The sequence below is a fragment of the Bosea vaviloviae genome, from assembly GCF_001741865.1.
GTDB classification, from domain to species: Bacteria; Pseudomonadota; Alphaproteobacteria; order Rhizobiales; family Beijerinckiaceae; genus Allobosea; species Allobosea vaviloviae.
This window is the reverse complement of record NZ_CP017147.1, coordinates 3162941-3178079: the sequence shown is the minus strand read 5'-3', so window position 1 is coordinate 3178079 and position 15139 is coordinate 3162941. Positions and strand designations below refer to the sequence as shown.

The window sequence follows — 15139 nt, the reverse complement described above, 5'->3', positions numbered from 1 at the left end:
AAGCAATCGGCAAGCGGAGAAACATCAACCAGAGGAGAATGCATATGCCGTTTCTAAGGATTGCGGGACTTTCCACTACCGCGCTCGCCATCGGTCTTGCCGCCGCCGGCGCCACCACTCTCAAGGACGTCAAGGACCAGGGTTATATCCGTGTCGCGACCGCCAATGAGGTGCCCTATTCCTACATGAAGGATGACGGCACCTCGGCAGGCATCGGGCCCGACGTCGCCAATGCGGTGCTGAAGAAGCTCGGCGTCGCCGAAGCCAACTGGTCGGTCACGCCGTTCGGCACGCTGATCCCCGGCCTCAAGGCCAAGCGCTTCGATTTCGTCGCCGCCGAGCAGAACATCTCGCCGGAGCGCTGCAAGCAGGTTTCCTTCAGCGAGCCGAACTCCTCCTATGGCGAGGGTCTGCTGGTGAAGAAGGGCAATCCGAAGAAGCTCACAACCTATGCCGACATCGCCAAGGACCCGTCGCTGAAGGTCGCGATCGTCTCCGGCGCGAACAATATCGACTTCCTCCGTGCCGTCGGCGTCAAAGACAGCCAGGTGATCTTCATCACCGCCAATGCCGACGCGCTGGCGACCGTGCAGAGCCGCGCCGACGCCTATGCCGCGACCGAGCTCACCGTCGCCTCGCTCGCCAAGGGCCAGGCCAATGTCGAGCAGGTCGCGCCCTTCACCGACCCGGTGGTCAACGGCAAGCCGGTCCGCAATTTCGGCGGCTTCGCCTTCCGACCTGAGGACAAGGACCTGCGCGACGCCTTCAACGCCGCCCTCGTCGAGTTCCGCAAGAGCGACGAGTACAAGAAGATCCTCGGCAATTACGGGCTGTCCGAGGCCAGCATCAAGGCGGCAGCGGAGCGCAAGGTCGAGGACCTCTGCGCCGGCAAGTAAGGCGCTAGCCGAGATCGTTCCGCCCGCCCGAGTGGCGGGCGGAACTCTACGCCTGTTTCGACGCTCTCGCGGGAGTTTGCCGGATGGAGTGGCTGTCCTACCTGCCTGCGCTGTCGCGCGGCGCGCTCGTCACCGCCGCGATCACGCTGTCGGCGATCGCGATCGGCGCTGTCGCCGCCTTCGTGGCCGGCATTGCCCGGGTCGAGGGCGGGCGTGTGCTGTCCACGGTTGCGCTCTGTTATACCGAGCTCTTCCGCGGCACCTCGCTGCTCGTCCAGCTGTTCTGGTTCTACTACGCCCTGCCGCTCGTCGGCATCAGCTTCGAGCCGGTTGCCACCGGCATTCTCGTGCTCTCCCTGCATGTCGGCGCCTATGGCTCCGAAATCGTGCGCGGGGCGCTGCAATCGGTCTCCGTTCAGCAGCACGAGGCGGCGCGGGCGCTGAATTTCGGCCGCGCCCAGACGCTTCTCCGTATCTCCCTGCCGCAGGCGCTGGTCGAGATGATGCCGGCCTTCGGCAATCTCGCCATCGAGACGCTGAAGCTCTCGTCGCTGGTCTCGCTGATCTCGATCGCCGATTTGACCTTCCGGGCGCAGTCGATCCGCAACCTCACCCTCGACAGCGCCGGCGTCTACAGCCTGACGCTCGTCGGCTATTTCGCGATGTCGCTGGTGCTGATGCTGGTCATGCGGCTGATCGAGCGATGGGTCCGGCGCGGCGCGGCCTTCCCGCGCGCAGCGCATTCGTGAGGCTGATGGCATGATGTACGGCTTCGAATGGGATACGACGACGCCGCTGACCTACGCGTCTTCGATCCTGCCGATCATCCTGATCGGGCTGACCGTGACGCTGCAGGCGGCCGCGGCCGGCTTTGCGATCGCGCTGGTGCTCGGCCTCGTCTTCGCGCTGCTGCGCCGCAGCCGGCTCGCGGCCGTATCCTGGACGACGGCCGTCTTCGTCGAATTCCTGCGCGATACGCCGCTGCTGGTGCAGCTTTTCTTCCTCTACTACGTCCTGCCGGATTACGGCATCACGCTGCCGGCCTTCCTCACCGGGGCACTCGCGCTCGGGCTGCAATATTCGGCCTATACCTCGGAGGTCTATCGCGGCGGCATCGAAGCCGTACCGCGCGGGCAGTGGGAGGCGGCGACCGCGCTGAATCTCTCCCGGCTGCAGACCTATCGCGACATCGTCGTGCCACAGATCGTGCCGCGCATCCTGCCGGCGATGGGCAACTATCTCGTCGCCATGTTCAAGGAGACGCCGGTGCTCTCCGTCGTCACCGTGCTCGAGATGATGGGGCTCGCCAACATGATCGGCGAGCGCACCTTTGAATACCTCGTCCCGCTGACGCTGGTCGGCGTGATCTTCCTCCTCCTCACGCTGATCTGCTCGGCCGGCCTGCACCGGCTGCAGAAAGCGCTGCCGAAAGCAGGGATCCCGCTGCGATGACCGAGACAGCCAAGGTTGCCATCGACCCACAGCCGCCCATCATCGAGTTCGCCGGCGTGACCAAGCGCTTCGGCGCCTTGACCGTCCTCGACGATTTCAACTTCAGCGTCGCCCGCGGCGAGAAGGTCACGTTGATCGGCCCGTCGGGCTCGGGCAAGTCGACGGTGCTGCGCATCCTGATGACGCTGGAGCCCTTCCAGGAGGGGCGGCTGACGCTCGCCGGAATGCCTTATCACGAGGAGGGCGGCCATGCCCCGTTCAAGGCGTCTGACGGGCATCTGCGCCAGATCCGCAGCCATGTCGGCATGGTCTTCCAGAGCTTCAACCTGTTCCCGCATATGACCGTGCTGCGCAATGTCGTGGAGGCGCCGCTGCGCGTGCTCGGGCTGCCGCGCGGTGAGGCCGAATGCCGGGCCGTCGACCTGCTCGCCATGGTCGGCCTCGCCGACAAGAAGGACCACTATCCGGCGCAACTTTCCGGTGGCCAGCAACAGCGCGTCGCCATTGCCCGCGCGCTGGCCATGCGCCCGCGCGTGCTGCTCTTCGACGAGCCGACTTCGGCGCTCGACCCGCAGCTCGTCGGCGAGGTGCTCTCGGTCATCCGCGGGCTGGCCAGCGAGCACGACCTCACCATGCTGCTCGTCACCCACGAAATGCGCTTCGCCCGCGAGGTCTCCGACCGGGTCTGCTTCTTCGACAAGGGCCGGATCTGCGAACAGGGCGAGCCCGAGCGCATCTTCAGCGCGCCCGAGCAGCCGCGCACGCGCGAATTCCTGGCCTCGGTGCTCGGATGAGCCGGCGCCGAAGATCTGTCGGCGGTGCAACTTGCCCACCGGAAACAGGTAGCCGATCTGCGGCCCGACACCGAACAGCCGAGATTCGAAGGCACCGACACGATTCCCTGACCTGCGATCGGGCGTAACCTGACTATACGCGTATCCGCCTCGACGGCCCAATTCGCCCGCCATCGTGCGAAAGCCACCTCGTAAGGTTTGGGCTCAGGCCAGCAGCGCCGGCGTCGAGAAGCCGCTGTCTATCGCCGCCAGCTCGGCCACGACCTCTCGCAGTGCTGCGCAGAATTCCAGCGATGAAGCGCTCTGGGCCGCTCCGACGGGAAGCGCGAGCCGTCCGACAATCGTCTCCGTGGGGAAGAACGGGACGAAAGCCAGCTTATCGGCGCCCGACCGGCCCAGGACGCCAAGCTTGTCGATCAGGGCGATGCCGGCGCCAGCCTCAACGAGCACGCATGCGATGTTCGATTGTGAGACCTCGACGGCGGGCCGCAGCTGGAGGTCGGCTCGCTCGAAGATTCGGTGCGCAAGCGCTCCGAGCGGCAACATCCGGTCGAGGCAGATGATGGGCTGCGGCGACAGATCGTCGATCGTGAGGTACGGCTTTTGCGCCAAAGCGTGGCCGCTCGGCAGGACGCAGCCAAAGCGCGAAGTGCACAGATCCTCCAGGAGGATTCCCGAAACCGCCGCCGCGTCGATGAGCAGTCCGAGTTCGCTCTTGAAGCTGGCCACACGTTGGGCGACGTCACGTGCCGTCAGGATCTCGACGACGAACTCGACGCCGGGCTTTCTGCTTCGGAGCCGCGAAATGGCATAAGGCAGGATCGAGTTCGCGAACGCGGCAATCGTGGCAATCCTCAGCGCGCCTGTCCGGCCCTCCCTGAGATCGCGGGCACGCCGCGCAACGGTCTCGATGGCAGAGACGGCCTGCACGACATCTGCGTAGAGCAGTTCCGTCTCCCGCGTCGGATACAGTCGTTGCTTTTCGCGCCTGAACAGGACGATGCCGATGCGCTCCTCGATCTGTTGCAGCGTACGGCTCACGGCCGGCTGCGACACGTTCAGCGCCACGGCTGCCGCTGTGACGCTGCCCTTCTCGATCACGGCACGAAGCACTGAGAGTTCACGGGAGTCGAATGTCATAATCCACGGACATTAAGTCAGGCGATCTTTGTATTGGTATGCATGAACCCTTCAGCGTCAAGATCGCTCCCGATCGTTCGCGCGAGTGGGAACCCGATGAGAGTCACCGAGATCCGCGGCCATCATGTCGGCTTCGTTCCAGCGCCGGCGATCGGCAACGCCCGGACCATGATCCGCCGCCGTGATTTCCTTCTGCTGGAAGTCGTCACGGATACCGGCAAAAGCGGTTGGGGCGAGGTGTTCTCGTCTCCGGACGCGGCGGCCGCTCTCATTCGCTCACGTTATGCGCAGGTCGTCATCGGGGAAGCGCCGGCGCGCTACTGCGCGCTTTGGGAGAATATGGTCGCCAACCTGGGCTATGATCGCCGCGGACCTGCCATGATGGCGATCTCCGCGCTCGATATGGCGCTGTGCGACCTCGCTGCGCAAGAACGCGGCGTCAGCGTCGCCGCCTTGTTGGGTGGCGGGCTTCGCAGCGAGGTGTTCGCCTATGGCAGCGGCCCGTTCATCACGGAAGGGAACGACCCCTACGGACACTACGCCGAGGCGGTCGAACGCGCTCTGAAGGAAGGCTATCGCGCGTTGAAGCCGCGCGCGGGTGTCTCTCCGCGAGCCGACGGTGCGATGCTGGCGCAGATGCGCAAGCTGGTTGGCCCGGAGATCGGGCTCATGGTCGACATCAACCAGGCCTACACGGCTCGCGCTGCCATCGCCTCGGCTCGCCAGATGGAAGCTTCCGATCTGCTCTGGATCGAGGAGCCGGTGGGGCCGGAAGACATCGCGGGATATGCCGAGGTCGCCAAGGCGGTTTCGACGGCCGTGGCCGGGGGGGAAGCACTCGCCAGCGCCGGGGCATTCCGGGATGTCCTCGTGGCGGGCTCGATGTCCATTCTCCAGCCCGATCTCACGGTCTGTGGTGGCTATACCGGCTTCCTGCGGATCGCAGCGTTGGCGGCGGCCTTCGACCTCCCGATCATGCCCCATGTTTTCGGCACGATCGTCAATCACCAGGCGGCGCTGCAGGTCTCCAGCCTGCTTCCAGCGCGGCGCGGTGGAGGTCCGGCGCCTTACCCCTATGTGGAGGTCGATATCTCCGACAATCCGCTTCTCTCACTCCAGGGCGCGGTCAGGCCCACGGCGACCGGGACGCTTGAAATTCCCGATCTTCCTGGAACGGGGCTCGACCTCGATGCGTCACGTTTGGAGCCCTGGCGAAGCGAAACATGGATCTGCCGCTGACCGACAGCGGTGGCAGCTCCATCAAAAAAAGAGAAATGGGAGGAGCGAATGCTCATGAGGAGGCGGACCTTCATGCTTTCCCTTGTCGCCGTCGCCGCGACAGGAGGGGCAAACGCTGCGGAGTGGCCAGAGCGCGCATCGACTTTTGTCGTGCCGTTCCCGGCGGGCGGCAGCACCGACGTCGTGGCGCGACTATTCGCCGAACGCTTTGCCGAGCGCCTGCGCCAAGGCTTCGTGGTCGAGAACCGGCCTGGCGCGAACGGCAACATCGCCGCCGCGGCGGTCGCGAAGGCAGAGCCCGACGGCTACACTATCCTTGTGTCCGGCAATGGCCAGAACGCCATGAACCACTCGCTCTATGCCCGGATGCCCTACGATTCGACCAAGGATTTCGAACACATCTGCCTGTTGGCCTTGACACCAAACGTCATCATCGTCCCGGCAAACTCGCCGATACGAACGCTGGAGGAACTCATCGCCGGAGCCCGCCGACCCGGTGGCGATCTCGCCTTCGCAAGCCCCGGGGCCGGGTCATCGGGGCATCTGTCTCTGGCGATGCTCGAGGGCGCCGCGAAAATCAAGGCGCGGCATGTCCCTTATCGCGGAGCAGCTCCGCTCGTCACCGACGTACTCGGGGGGCATGTTTCGGTAGGCATCGTCAACGCCGATATTCCGCTTCCTCATATCCAGGGCGGAAAAATCCGTGCGCTTGCCGTGACGAGTTCCAGCCGCAGCCCCCTCTACCCCGATGTGCCGACCGTTGCCGAGAGTGGTTTCCCGGGGTTTGAAGCGCAGGGCTGGTTCGGGTTGTCGGCGCCCGCCAGGACACCGCGCTCGATCGTGGACACGTTGAACAGGCTCGCCAACGAGGTCCTCAAGGAGGACAAAATCAAGCAGCGCTTTGCGGCAGGCGGCTATGTGGCCGGCGGCGGGAGTCCGGAGGATTACGCGCAGTTCATCGGGCGGGAGATCACCAAATGGGCCGCGGTGGTGAAAGAGAACGGGATATCGATCGAGTGAGCCAGCAGCCCGGATCGTGCGGTACGCGATCCGGCTGAAATGGAGTGACGTGAGCGACTGATACCATCGGTCGGCTTGACCTCCGGCCACACACCGCTAGCGGGGAAAAGGGATGCCATGTCGCGATATCATAGACTGCTGCCTCACGCTGCCGTCTTCGTGGCGTCGATAGCGGGATCGCCCTCGATCGCTCAGGTCCCGCCAACTCCTGCAGCCGACACGAAGCCAATAGCCTGTGACGAATTCGCCGGGCTTTCCATCCCGGCGAGTGTCACGCCGCAGGCAACGAGCGGTGCCAAGGTCACGTCGGTGGCAGCGCAGCCGGCTTCCGGCACAGGCGCCAAGGCGGTCGGCGCATTCTGCCGCGTACTGGTCGAGATTGCCTCCGTCGATCCGAAGGCACCGCCGATCAAAGTCGAGGTCAATTTTCCAGAGCGTTGGAACGGCAAGGCGCTGATGTATGGCGGGGGCGGCTACAACGGCGTGATCCTCAGCACCAGCGGAACCCTGCGCTTGCAGCCGCCGGACGTCCCGATCCCGCTCGCGCGTGGCTTTGTCACCTTCGGCGGAGATTCCGGCCACGAGGGCGCGAACCGTGGCGATTTTGCCCTCAATGAGGAGGCCCTGAGGAATTACGCTTTCGACGCCCTCAAGAAGACGCGAGATGTCGCCGCGCACCTGATCAAGCTCCGTTACGGGCGGCCGCACGAGAAGCTCTACTTCCATGGCAGTTCCAACGGAGGCAAGGAGGCGCTGGGCCTCATCCAGAGATATCCTGACGACCTCGACGGCGCCATGGTGTTCTGGCCCGCGACGAACATTGGCACGGCCCATCTCCAGTTCGGTCGCATCGCGCGCGCCTTCGCCGCGCCCGGCGCCTATCTGTCGATGTCCCAGCGCAAGGTCGTCCTGGACGCTGCGTTGGAGACTTGCGACGAGCTGGATGGCATCCGCGATGGAGTGATCTCCAATGCCCGCGCATGCCAGCAGACCTTCGACCCCGACAAGGCCACCGTCAACGGCAGACCGTTGCGCTGTCTGGAGGGTGCCGTCGACCGCGACAGTTGCCTGTCGGACGTCCAGATTGGTGCCCTCAAAGTCATGGGCTCTCCCTTAAAACTCGACGCACCGCTCGCGAGTGGGGAAAAGGGCTATCCGGGGTTCTACGTCTGGGGCGTGGACCTGGGGTCGCAGGAGACGGACGACCTTGCCAAAGGCGTTCTGGCGCAGGGGCTCGGCAAGGTTGCCCCGGCCTACCCCGCTGCTCCCGGCATGCCGTTCCTTCATGCTTTCGCCGACCAGTACGCGCGCTTTTTCGTCACGAGAAACCCGCAGGGAAGCTGGCAGAACATCGACCCGGAGAAACCAGGCGAATGGCAGGAGCGCTTGAGCATGCTCGCCGGATTGCTCGACATGAGCGGCACAAATCTCTCCAGCTTCCAAAACCGCGGTGGCAAGATCCTCCTGATGCATGGTCTCGCCGATCAAATCGTGCCGCCTCAGGCGTCAGTCGACTATTACGAGCGCCTCGTCGCCACCATGGGCAATCAGGCGGTCTCCCAGTTCTTGCGATTCTACGAGTTGCCCGGCACTGCCCATAGCGGCTTTGGAATCTCCTTCAATCCGAGTTGGGACACTCTCGGCGCACTGGATGCGTGGGCCGCCGGTGGCGTTCCGCCGACAACCCCGGTCATGACCGATACGCATTTCAAGCCGGGCCGGACCCGCCCACTCTGCGAATACCCCAGCTACCCCCGATATCAAGGCGGCGACCCCGACCGAGCGACGAGCTTCACTTGCGAGAGGTAGAGCGGGGCGCGCAACCCGCTGCGCAGAAGGTGCGGTCGGAGCAGCGCTTCGGCCCACCTGCGACCATGCACGAAGTGCTCGCCGACGTTCTCGTTGGGATCATCCGCATCCGCAGAAGTGTCTCGACGAGCTTCCGCCTTGGAACCGGCGAACCAACATCAGAGCCTCAACGCAGCGTCACCGTCAGCGAGAGGTACATTCATACGGCCTGGCAATGCAGTTCCTTGAGCTCGGCGAAAGACATGATCTCGCCGGCGATCGCGCTCGCAGCCACGGTCGCGGGGCTTGCCAGCCAGACCTTCCCCCGGCCGGATCGGCCCGGAAAATTGCGATTGATCGCACTGATCATGATCTCGTCGCAGCCTGACGACGCGCCGAGCCCGCATTGAGCGCACGCCCGCATGCTGGGTTCAGAAGCTCCGCTCCCACTTGCCGGAAGGCCGCGAGATAGCCGCGCTCCTCGCAATATCGGCGGACCGCAAGCGTGCCGAACTGGAGGTAGAACGTTGCGTTGCCGGGCACCTTGAGCCCGCGCTCGGCCGCCCAGACTTCGTGGTCCTGGTCGAAATCGTCGCGCTTGCCGGCCGTGCATGAGCCTCGCCTGAGAGCGGACGTTCTCAGAGCCCGCAAAGGGCCAAACCGGTTTAGGCTGGCGAGCGAGCGACGAAGTCAACGGATACCGTGGCGATCTGGTCCAGCCGCGCCTTGAGCCGTCCGGCGGCGCGGATCGGCAGGACGCCGCACAGGCTGCCGGTGGTAACGATCTGGCCCGCCTGCAAGCCGCCGACACCGTCGCTTTGCCGGTTCGCATAGGCCAGCAGGGGCAAGAGCGGATCGCCGGCGGGATGAATGGCCGGCGCGCAATGGATGGAGTCGCCGTTAAGCGATGCCGCGCAGGTCATATCGGCCAGCATATCGAGGGTTGAGACCGGCAGGGCCTCACCGACGACATAGCCCCGATTGCCGAGATGATCCGCCAGGAATGACAGGAAGGGTACGTTCGCCGCGTCGTCGAACCGTCCACCGATCACTTCGATGCCCAAAACCACGCTCTCGATCGCGGCGAGGATGTCGGAGCGCTCATAGGCGCCGGTCTTGCGTGGCGGCAGGTTCCTGCCGAGCCGCACGGCCAACTCGACCTCGATCACGCATCCGGGGAACAGATCGATCTTGGACGATGCGGTATGGAGATCGAGCAGCGGAGCGGCAATCGGCACCTGCTCCGGCCCCAGTGCCACTTTCCAGCCACCCACGGCCAAGCCCAATCGACCCTGCACGAGGGCCTGGACGGCCATGGCCCGGCTCGCGTCAGCCGGTACGGGGAGCCCTGCGCAGGCGACGCGTGTCCCGGTAGCATGGGCGCAGACCAGCGCGGCGGCAAGCGCTTCGGTATCGTCGGCGAGCGTTGGCTCGGGGGTCATCATGGCCTCGTCGTCGAAGGGCCGCGAACGGGCCCGGTTCAAGCTCGGCAGACGGTCGATGGTCTCAGGAGCGACGCTGCGGCCGTCTCGAAACCGCCGGCCGCCCGCCGTGTCAGGTGGCGTCGGCGACCACGGTCTGGTGCTGCTCGCCCAGCCCCTCGATGCCGAGCGTGACGATCTGGCCCGGACGCAAATAGACCGGCGGCTTCATGCCCTGTCCGACGCCGGCCGGTGTGCCGGTTATGATCACGTCGCCGGGATGCAGCGTCATCAGCCCGCTGAGATAGCTCACGATCCGCGCCACGCTAAAGATCATGTTCGCAGTCGTTCCGTCCTGGCGCCTGACCCCGTCGACCTCGAGCCAGAGCCGGAGGTTCTGCGGGTCCGAGATCTCGTCGGCGGTGACGAGCCAGGGACCGATCGGCCCGAAGGTGTCGCAGCTCTTGCCCTTCGTCCACTGGCCCGTCCCCTCGGTCTGGAACGCCCGCTCGGACACGTCGTTGGCGAGGAAGTAGCCCGCGACATGCGCCAGGGCCCGGTCTTCGGCGACGTATTTCGCCTTCGTGCCGATGACGACCCCGAGTTCGACCTCCCAATCCAGCTTGGTCGAGCCGCGGGGCTGGACGATGTCGTCGTCTGGCCCGACGATGGCGCTGGTCGCCTTCATAAAGACAACAGGCTCGATCGGCGCCTCGTTGCCGGTCTCCCGGGCATGGTCGATGTAGTTGAGGCCGATGCAGATGAACTTGCCAACGCCGTCGATGCAGGGGCCGATCCGGCCCGGCTGGGCCACGACCGGCAAGGTCTTGGGATCGCGATCAGCGATCCGGCTCAGAACCTCGGGCGTCACGCTCGTCGCGTCGACATCGGCGATGATTTCGCTGAGATCGCGGACCGTGCCGTCCTGTTCCAGCAGAGCAGGCCTTTCCGCTCCGGCCGGTCCATACCGTAGTAGTTTCATAATGGTGTTCCATTCGTTGGGGAGGGCGGAACGGAGGACGCGCCGTTCCGCCATCGTCGCTCGACCCGCAAGCTCAGCGCGACTTGGTGAGAGCTTCGTCGTAGCGCTTCACGACTTCGGCATAGGCGTTGTCGGGCGTCTCGTCCCGCAGCACCATCTTTTGGAACGCTTCACCGACGATGGTGTGGAAGGTCGACAGGATCGGCGTGTACTGCACCGTCCGACCACGCTTTGAGATCAGCTCGGCCCACTGCGCCTGGTTCTTCGCGCCCTCGGTCTTGAAATAGGGCGCGGCGTACGCGGACTTCCTGGAAACGACCTCGCCGCCCTCGGCCGCGAGCGCCTGTGCTTCGGGCGAGACCATGAACTTGATGAAGGTCCAAGCCACGTCCTGCTTCTTGGACTGCTTGTTCATGGCGATATGGTAGCTATAGACCGTCTCCTTGTCCGTCTCGGAGAAGGCTGGCGCAGGTGCCCATCCCAGGTCGTCGCCGCCACCTTGCTGCTGAATGGTCTTGAACCGGTACAGTCCAAAATTCGTCATCGCGATCGTGCTCGACCGGATGCCGTCATGCACCTCGTTGATGCCCATCTGTGCGCTGCGGAGCTGCGTGACCTTGCACTTGGTGTAGAGGTCCTTGACGGTCTGAGCGGCGCGGATGAAGGAGTCCTTCGTGAAGGCGATTTTACCGTCCGCCGCGAAATACTGGCCGTTTCCACCCGGCAGCATCGTGCTGAGGAAGAACTCACCGAGGCCCTGGGCGCCGCCGAGGCCGCCCGTGGCGCCCAGCGGCACGGCAAACGAGATGACGCTGGCCTGCTTGAATTTGGGACCGGCCGCGCAGACCTCGTCCCAGGTCTTGGGGGGGGTTATGCCGGCCTCCTGCAGTGCGCCCTTCCGATAGAACAGGATCGGGATGCGGAAGTCCTGCGGCAGGCTGAACAGTTTTCCGTCGACCTGCGCGCTAGAGAGCGGAAGCAGCCAATCCTCGTTTGGGAGGTTGTCCCTCTTCACCAGGTCGTCGAGCTGGACGAGGTTGCCGGTCGCCGCGAACTCGGCGATGCCGAAGCCTACGATGCGCACGACGTCGGGGGTCTCGCTGCGCGACTTGATCGAGCGAGCGACCGACTGCCCGGTGGGATCGACAAACAACTTGATCTTGATGTCAGGATACTTGCTCTCGAACGCCTGGACCATCTTGGACTGCGCCGCTGCGCGCGGATCGTTGGTATTATTGGGGTCGAGAAACGTCGAGTAGACGATTTCCGTCTGTTGGGCCCGAGCAAGCTCGATAGACGATACGAAGAACCCGGTGAAAACCGTCAAGGCCAGCGTTGCTGTGGTGAAACCGAAGTTTGATTTGATCGACATAACTTCCTCTCCTTGTTGTTGTCGTTGAAATTCACTTCTTCGCGACTGTTTAATCAGCCTTTGACGGCGCCCGCGGTAAGACCTGAAATGAACCATTTCTGGACGAAGCCGAACATCAGGATGACCGGCATCGACGCAATCATCACGAACGCCATCATGTACGACCAGGAGATGCCGATCGCGTCGAAGACCTGATTGACCAGCGCGACCTGAAGCGTGCGCTTGGCGACTTCGGGCGCGAAGACCGCCACCGTGATGTAGTCGTTCCAGGTGGTCACGATGCCGATGGTCGCGACGGCGGCGATGCCCGGCCGGATCAGCGGCAGGATAAGGCTCCAGATGATCTGGAACCGTGTCGCGCCGTCCATGAACGCCGATTCCTCAATCTCGACCGGGACCGCTTCGACGAAATTGGCGATGAACCAGACCGTCTGGGGAATGATGCGCGCCGACAGGATGATGGTGACGACGATGCCGCTGTTGAGGAGTCCAACTGAATCGAGCAGGTAATAGGTGGGCACCAGGAGCGCGACGCCGGGCACCATCGATGTCGCCAGGATGACGAGCATCAGGAGCTTCTTGCCCGGGAAGGTGAAGCGCGCGGCCGCATATCCGGCTGGAATGCCGACGAGCAGAGCGAGCGCCACGGCGCCGACAGCATAGGCGACTGAATTCCAGAAATCCTGGAAGAAGGACTGGTCGCGGAAGACCTTGATGTAGTTCTCAAGCGTCGCCATGCGCGGCCACAGGGTCGGCGGTACGGCGACGGCCTCCACTTCCGTTTTGAAGGACGTTGCGAGCGCCCAAGCCACCGGGCCCAGTACGATGACTGCAAACAGCAGGGATGCCAGGATCCCAAAGAGCCTCCCGGAGGGGCGATCGTCGGACATTGCAGCGCTCATGTTCTGGACCTTCTAGCCGGTGACGCGGCCAGAGAGCCGCGTATAGAGCGCACCCAGGGCGACATTGATCAAAAGGACGACGATCGACACGACCGCCGTGGGGCCGATATTCACCGCCTGGATGGTGCCTCGGAACGCCTCGAAACTCAGTGTCGTCGTGGAGCCCAGCGGGCCACCGCCGGTCATGACGATGATGAGAGTCATCAAGGTCAGGTACATGATCGACAGCGTGAGCGCGGTGCTGCCCAGCGTCGGCAGGATCTGCGTCAGCGTGACGTAGCGAAACTTGATCCAAGGTCCACCGCCGTCGATCTCCACGGCCTCATAGAGTTCCTTTGGGATCGACTGCATTGCGGCGGTCGCCATCACCATGACGTAGGGGAATGACCACCATGCGGTCACGAAGATGATGAGCGGCAGCGCGAGCCCCGGATCGCCCAGCATCAGGCCCGGATCCAGTCCCAGCGTCTGCATCAGATAGGGAATGGGGCCGAAGGAGGGATTGAGCAGCCAAAGCCAGATGCTCCCGACCACCGACATCGACAAGGTCCACGGAAACAGGATGAAGACGCGCAGCACCGATCCGGTCCGCCCGGCGTCGTTCAGCACGAGGGCCGCCGCCATGCCCAGGATGAGGGCCCCGGCCAGCGATCCCACGACATAGGTCATCGAGACGAAGGTCGTGTCCCAGAAGGCGGACGACCCCAGGACCTCGGCGTAGTTGGCTAGCCCGACAAACCCGACCAGTTCGTAATAGCGGGTCTTTTGGAAGCTCAGCCAAGTCACGAAGATCGACGGATAAAGGGTGACGAGGAACAGGATCAGGATGGCCGGCCCGAACCAAACGTATGGTGCCACGGTCAAACGAGGTCCGCTTCGTGCCTTAAGGGTCTCTGCCTGGATGGCGGTCTCTGACATGATCGTTCCGTCTGTGCTGGATGGCGATGCGCGCGCCCGCGCCGCGGGGCGGACTGTCCCGGCGGCTCAGGACAGGCGTCGGCCGTCGCTTTCCTTGAACAGGTGGATGCGGGAGACATCGGGCATGACCCGGATGGTCTCGCCCACCTCGGGCAGGGCGCGATCGCGGAACAGGCAGACGATGCTCTGCGACCCGTGCCGCGCGATCACCTGCGTCTCGGAGCCCGTCGGCTCGACGACCGCGACGGTCAGCGGCAAGCCCTCCGCGCTTGGCACGAAATGCTCCGGGCGAACCCCGTAGACGATATCATCTGAAGGCAGGTGGTCCGACTGCGGCGGCAGGGGCAGGGAAAACCCGCCATCGAGCAGGAAGCGGTCCTGTTCGCGACGCCCTTTGAGGAAGTTGATCGCAGGCGAGCCGATGAAGCCAGCCACGAACATGTTGGTGGGCTTGTCGTAGAGTTCGAGCGGTGCCCCCACCTGCTCGACGGTCCCATCGTGCATCGCCACGATCTTGTCGGCCATGGTCATGGCCTCGATCTGGTCGTGGGTCACATAGACCGTCGTGGTCTTGAGGCGCTGGTGCAACTCCTTGATCTCGGTGCGCATCTGCACGCGCAGCTTCGCGTCAAGATTGGAGAGCGGCTCGTCGAAGAGGAAGACCTGCGGGCTTCGGACGATCGCGCGGCCCATCGCCACGCGCTGCCTCTGTCCGCCCGAAAGCTGACGGGGATAGCGATCGAGCAGCTTGGAAAGGCTGAGGATTTCGGCCGCTCGGCGTACCTGCGCCTCGCGCTCTTCGCGCGGAGCCTTCTTCAGCTTCAGGGAGAAACCCATATTCTCGGCAACTGTCATATGGGGATAGAGCGCGTAGTTCTGGAACACCATGGCAATATCCCGCTCCTTGGGAGGAACGTTGTTCACCGCGCGCCCGCCGATACGGATCTCCCCGCCGGTAATGCCTTCCAGGCCTGCGATCATGCGCAGTAGGGTCGATTTCCCGCATCCGGAGGGGCCGACCAGCGTGACGAACTCGCCTTCGTTGATATCGACAGAGACGCCATGGAGCACAGCTGCGGCGCCATAGGCCTTGCGAACAGATCTGAGTTCTACATTGGCCATCGAGCGCTCCCCTGCCGCCTGAGCGGCCGCAACCTGCCTCGGCTTGCCCAAGGACATTTGTTAATGGAACGGTATTCCGATAGTGAACTCGGT

General features: G+C 64.1%; 16 protein-coding genes. 7 read left to right on the top strand and 9 right to left on the bottom strand.

The window, feature by feature from the left end; translation table 11 throughout:
* Positions 1-44 precede the first annotated feature (44 nt).
* From ehuB to ehuA, 4 genes are all read left to right on the top strand, one after another.
* Entirely contained in the window at positions 45-896 is an 852-nt protein-coding gene (gene ehuB / locus BHK69_RS14635; RefSeq protein WP_069690741.1) for an ectoine/hydroxyectoine ABC transporter substrate-binding protein EhuB, read from the top strand.
* 83 nt (positions 897-979) lie between these two features.
* Entirely contained in the window at positions 980-1645 is a 666-nt protein-coding gene (ehuC, locus tag BHK69_RS14630; protein ID WP_069690740.1) for an ectoine/hydroxyectoine ABC transporter permease subunit EhuC, read from the top strand.
* Positions 1646-1655: 10 nt separating this feature from the next.
* Entirely contained in the window at positions 1656-2348 is a 693-nt protein-coding gene (gene ehuD / locus BHK69_RS14625; RefSeq protein ID WP_069690739.1) for an ectoine/hydroxyectoine ABC transporter permease subunit EhuD, read from the top strand.
* Complete coding sequence (gene ehuA, locus BHK69_RS14620) at positions 2345-3142, top strand: ectoine/hydroxyectoine ABC transporter ATP-binding protein EhuA (protein ID WP_069690738.1); 798 nt, start codon at positions 2345-2347, stop codon at positions 3140-3142. The genes ehuD and ehuA overlap by 4 nt, the downstream gene beginning before the upstream one ends.
* 204 nt (positions 3143-3346) lie before the next feature.
* Here the strand turns inward: ehuA and BHK69_RS14615 are convergent, their stop codons facing one another.
* Positions 3347-4282 carry a LysR family transcriptional regulator gene (locus BHK69_RS14615; RefSeq protein ID WP_083269416.1) on the bottom strand — a complete coding sequence of 312 codons (936 nt, stop codon included), beginning with the start codon at positions 4280-4282 and terminating at the stop codon, positions 3347-3349.
* Positions 4283-4378: 96 nt separating this feature from the next.
* Here BHK69_RS14615 and BHK69_RS14610 point away from each other — a divergent pair, with 96 nt between their 5' ends.
* The 3 genes from BHK69_RS14610 (at position 4379) to BHK69_RS14600 (ending at position 8350) form a co-directional block, all read left to right on the top strand.
* The gene (locus BHK69_RS14610) at positions 4379-5521 is read left to right on the top strand and encodes a mandelate racemase/muconate lactonizing enzyme family protein (protein ID WP_069690736.1); all 1143 of its coding nucleotides are present in this window, start codon (positions 4379-4381) and stop codon (positions 5519-5521) included.
* 72 nt (positions 5522-5593) lie between these two features.
* A complete protein-coding gene (locus BHK69_RS14605; RefSeq protein ID WP_158516213.1) occupies positions 5594-6541 on the top strand; it encodes a Bug family tripartite tricarboxylate transporter substrate binding protein in 948 nt (315 codons plus the stop codon).
* A gap of 117 nt (positions 6542-6658) precedes the next feature.
* Complete coding sequence (locus tag BHK69_RS14600) at positions 6659-8350, top strand: tannase/feruloyl esterase family alpha/beta hydrolase (protein ID WP_083269412.1); 1692 nt, start codon at positions 6659-6661, stop codon at positions 8348-8350.
* A 199-nt stretch (positions 8351-8549) separates the two neighbouring features.
* Here BHK69_RS14600 and BHK69_RS33410 read toward each other — a convergent pair whose 3' ends face one another.
* The 8 genes from BHK69_RS33410 to BHK69_RS14565 all read right to left on the bottom strand — a co-directional run bounded on the left by BHK69_RS33410 (position 8550) and on the right by BHK69_RS14565 (position 15046).
* Positions 8550-8699, bottom strand: coding sequence for an aconitase family protein (locus BHK69_RS33410; RefSeq protein WP_280142029.1), 150 nt, complete (start codon positions 8697-8699; stop codon positions 8550-8552).
* Positions 8696-8980 (bottom strand): aconitase family protein, encoded by a 285-nt coding sequence (locus BHK69_RS33560; RefSeq protein WP_425285557.1) that lies wholly within the window; start codon positions 8978-8980, stop codon positions 8696-8698. Before BHK69_RS33560 ends, BHK69_RS33410 begins: the two co-directional genes overlap by 4 nt.
* A 14-nt stretch (positions 8981-8994) precedes the next feature.
* Positions 8995-9774 carry a fumarylacetoacetate hydrolase family protein gene (locus BHK69_RS33130; RefSeq protein WP_148663421.1) on the bottom strand — a complete coding sequence of 260 codons (780 nt, stop codon included), beginning with the start codon at positions 9772-9774 and terminating at the stop codon, positions 8995-8997.
* A gap of 109 nt (positions 9775-9883) precedes the next feature.
* Positions 9884-10732 carry a fumarylacetoacetate hydrolase family protein gene (locus BHK69_RS14590; protein ID WP_069690733.1) on the bottom strand — a complete coding sequence of 283 codons (849 nt, stop codon included), beginning with the start codon at positions 10730-10732 and terminating at the stop codon, positions 9884-9886.
* A gap of 73 nt (positions 10733-10805) precedes the next feature.
* Positions 10806-12104 (bottom strand): ABC transporter substrate-binding protein, encoded by a 1299-nt coding sequence (locus BHK69_RS14585; protein ID WP_069690732.1) that lies wholly within the window; start codon positions 12102-12104, stop codon positions 10806-10808.
* Positions 12105-12157: 53 nt separating this feature from the next.
* Positions 12158-12994 (bottom strand): carbohydrate ABC transporter permease, encoded by an 837-nt coding sequence (locus tag BHK69_RS14580; RefSeq protein ID WP_158516212.1) that lies wholly within the window; start codon positions 12992-12994, stop codon positions 12158-12160.
* 24 nt (positions 12995-13018) lie between these two features.
* Positions 13019-13924, bottom strand: a complete 906-nt coding sequence (locus BHK69_RS14570; RefSeq protein WP_083269402.1) for a carbohydrate ABC transporter permease — start codon at positions 13922-13924, stop codon at positions 13019-13021.
* 66 nt (positions 13925-13990) lie between these two features.
* Positions 13991-15046, bottom strand: a complete 1056-nt coding sequence (locus BHK69_RS14565) for an ABC transporter ATP-binding protein (RefSeq protein ID WP_069693664.1) — start codon at positions 15044-15046, stop codon at positions 13991-13993.
* Positions 15047-15139: the final 93 nt, after the last annotated feature.

What these genes read in the sequence shown, in the direction of transcription:
- ehuC (WP_069690740.1), top strand. Translation starts at nt 980, where the DNA reads ATGGAGTGGCTGTCCTACCTGCCTGCGCTGTCGCGCGGCGCGCTCGTC.
- BHK69_RS14585 (WP_069690732.1), bottom strand. Translation starts at nt 12,104, where the DNA reads ATGTCGATCAAATCAAACTTCGGTTTCACCACAGCAACGCTGGCCTTG.
- BHK69_RS33130 (WP_148663421.1), bottom strand. Translation starts at nt 9,774, where the DNA reads ATGATGACCCCCGAGCCAACGCTCGCCGACGATACCGAAGCGCTTGCC.
- ehuA (WP_069690738.1), top strand. Translation starts at nt 2,345, where the DNA reads ATGACCGAGACAGCCAAGGTTGCCATCGACCCACAGCCGCCCATCATC.
- BHK69_RS14565 (WP_069693664.1), bottom strand. Translation starts at nt 15,046, where the DNA reads ATGGCCAATGTAGAACTCAGATCTGTTCGCAAGGCCTATGGCGCCGCA.
- BHK69_RS33410 (WP_280142029.1), bottom strand. Translation starts at nt 8,699, where the DNA reads ATGATCAGTGCGATCAATCGCAATTTTCCGGGCCGATCCGGCCGGGGG.
- BHK69_RS14600 (WP_083269412.1), top strand. Translation starts at nt 6,659, where the DNA reads ATGTCGCGATATCATAGACTGCTGCCTCACGCTGCCGTCTTCGTGGCG.
- BHK69_RS14610 (WP_069690736.1), top strand. Translation starts at nt 4,379, where the DNA reads ATGAGAGTCACCGAGATCCGCGGCCATCATGTCGGCTTCGTTCCAGCG.
- BHK69_RS14570 (WP_083269402.1), bottom strand. Translation starts at nt 13,924, where the DNA reads ATGTCAGAGACCGCCATCCAGGCAGAGACCCTTAAGGCACGAAGCGGA.
- ehuD (WP_069690739.1), top strand. Translation starts at nt 1,656, where the DNA reads ATGATGTACGGCTTCGAATGGGATACGACGACGCCGCTGACCTACGCG.
- BHK69_RS14605 (WP_158516213.1), top strand. Translation starts at nt 5,594, where the DNA reads ATGCTTTCCCTTGTCGCCGTCGCCGCGACAGGAGGGGCAAACGCTGCG.
- BHK69_RS14580 (WP_158516212.1), bottom strand. Translation starts at nt 12,994, where the DNA reads ATGTCCGACGATCGCCCCTCCGGGAGGCTCTTTGGGATCCTGGCATCC.
- BHK69_RS14615 (WP_083269416.1), bottom strand. Translation starts at nt 4,282, where the DNA reads ATGACATTCGACTCCCGTGAACTCTCAGTGCTTCGTGCCGTGATCGAG.
- ehuB (WP_069690741.1), top strand. Translation starts at nt 45, where the DNA reads ATGCCGTTTCTAAGGATTGCGGGACTTTCCACTACCGCGCTCGCCATC.
- BHK69_RS14590 (WP_069690733.1), bottom strand. Translation starts at nt 10,732, where the DNA reads ATGAAACTACTACGGTATGGACCGGCCGGAGCGGAAAGGCCTGCTCTG.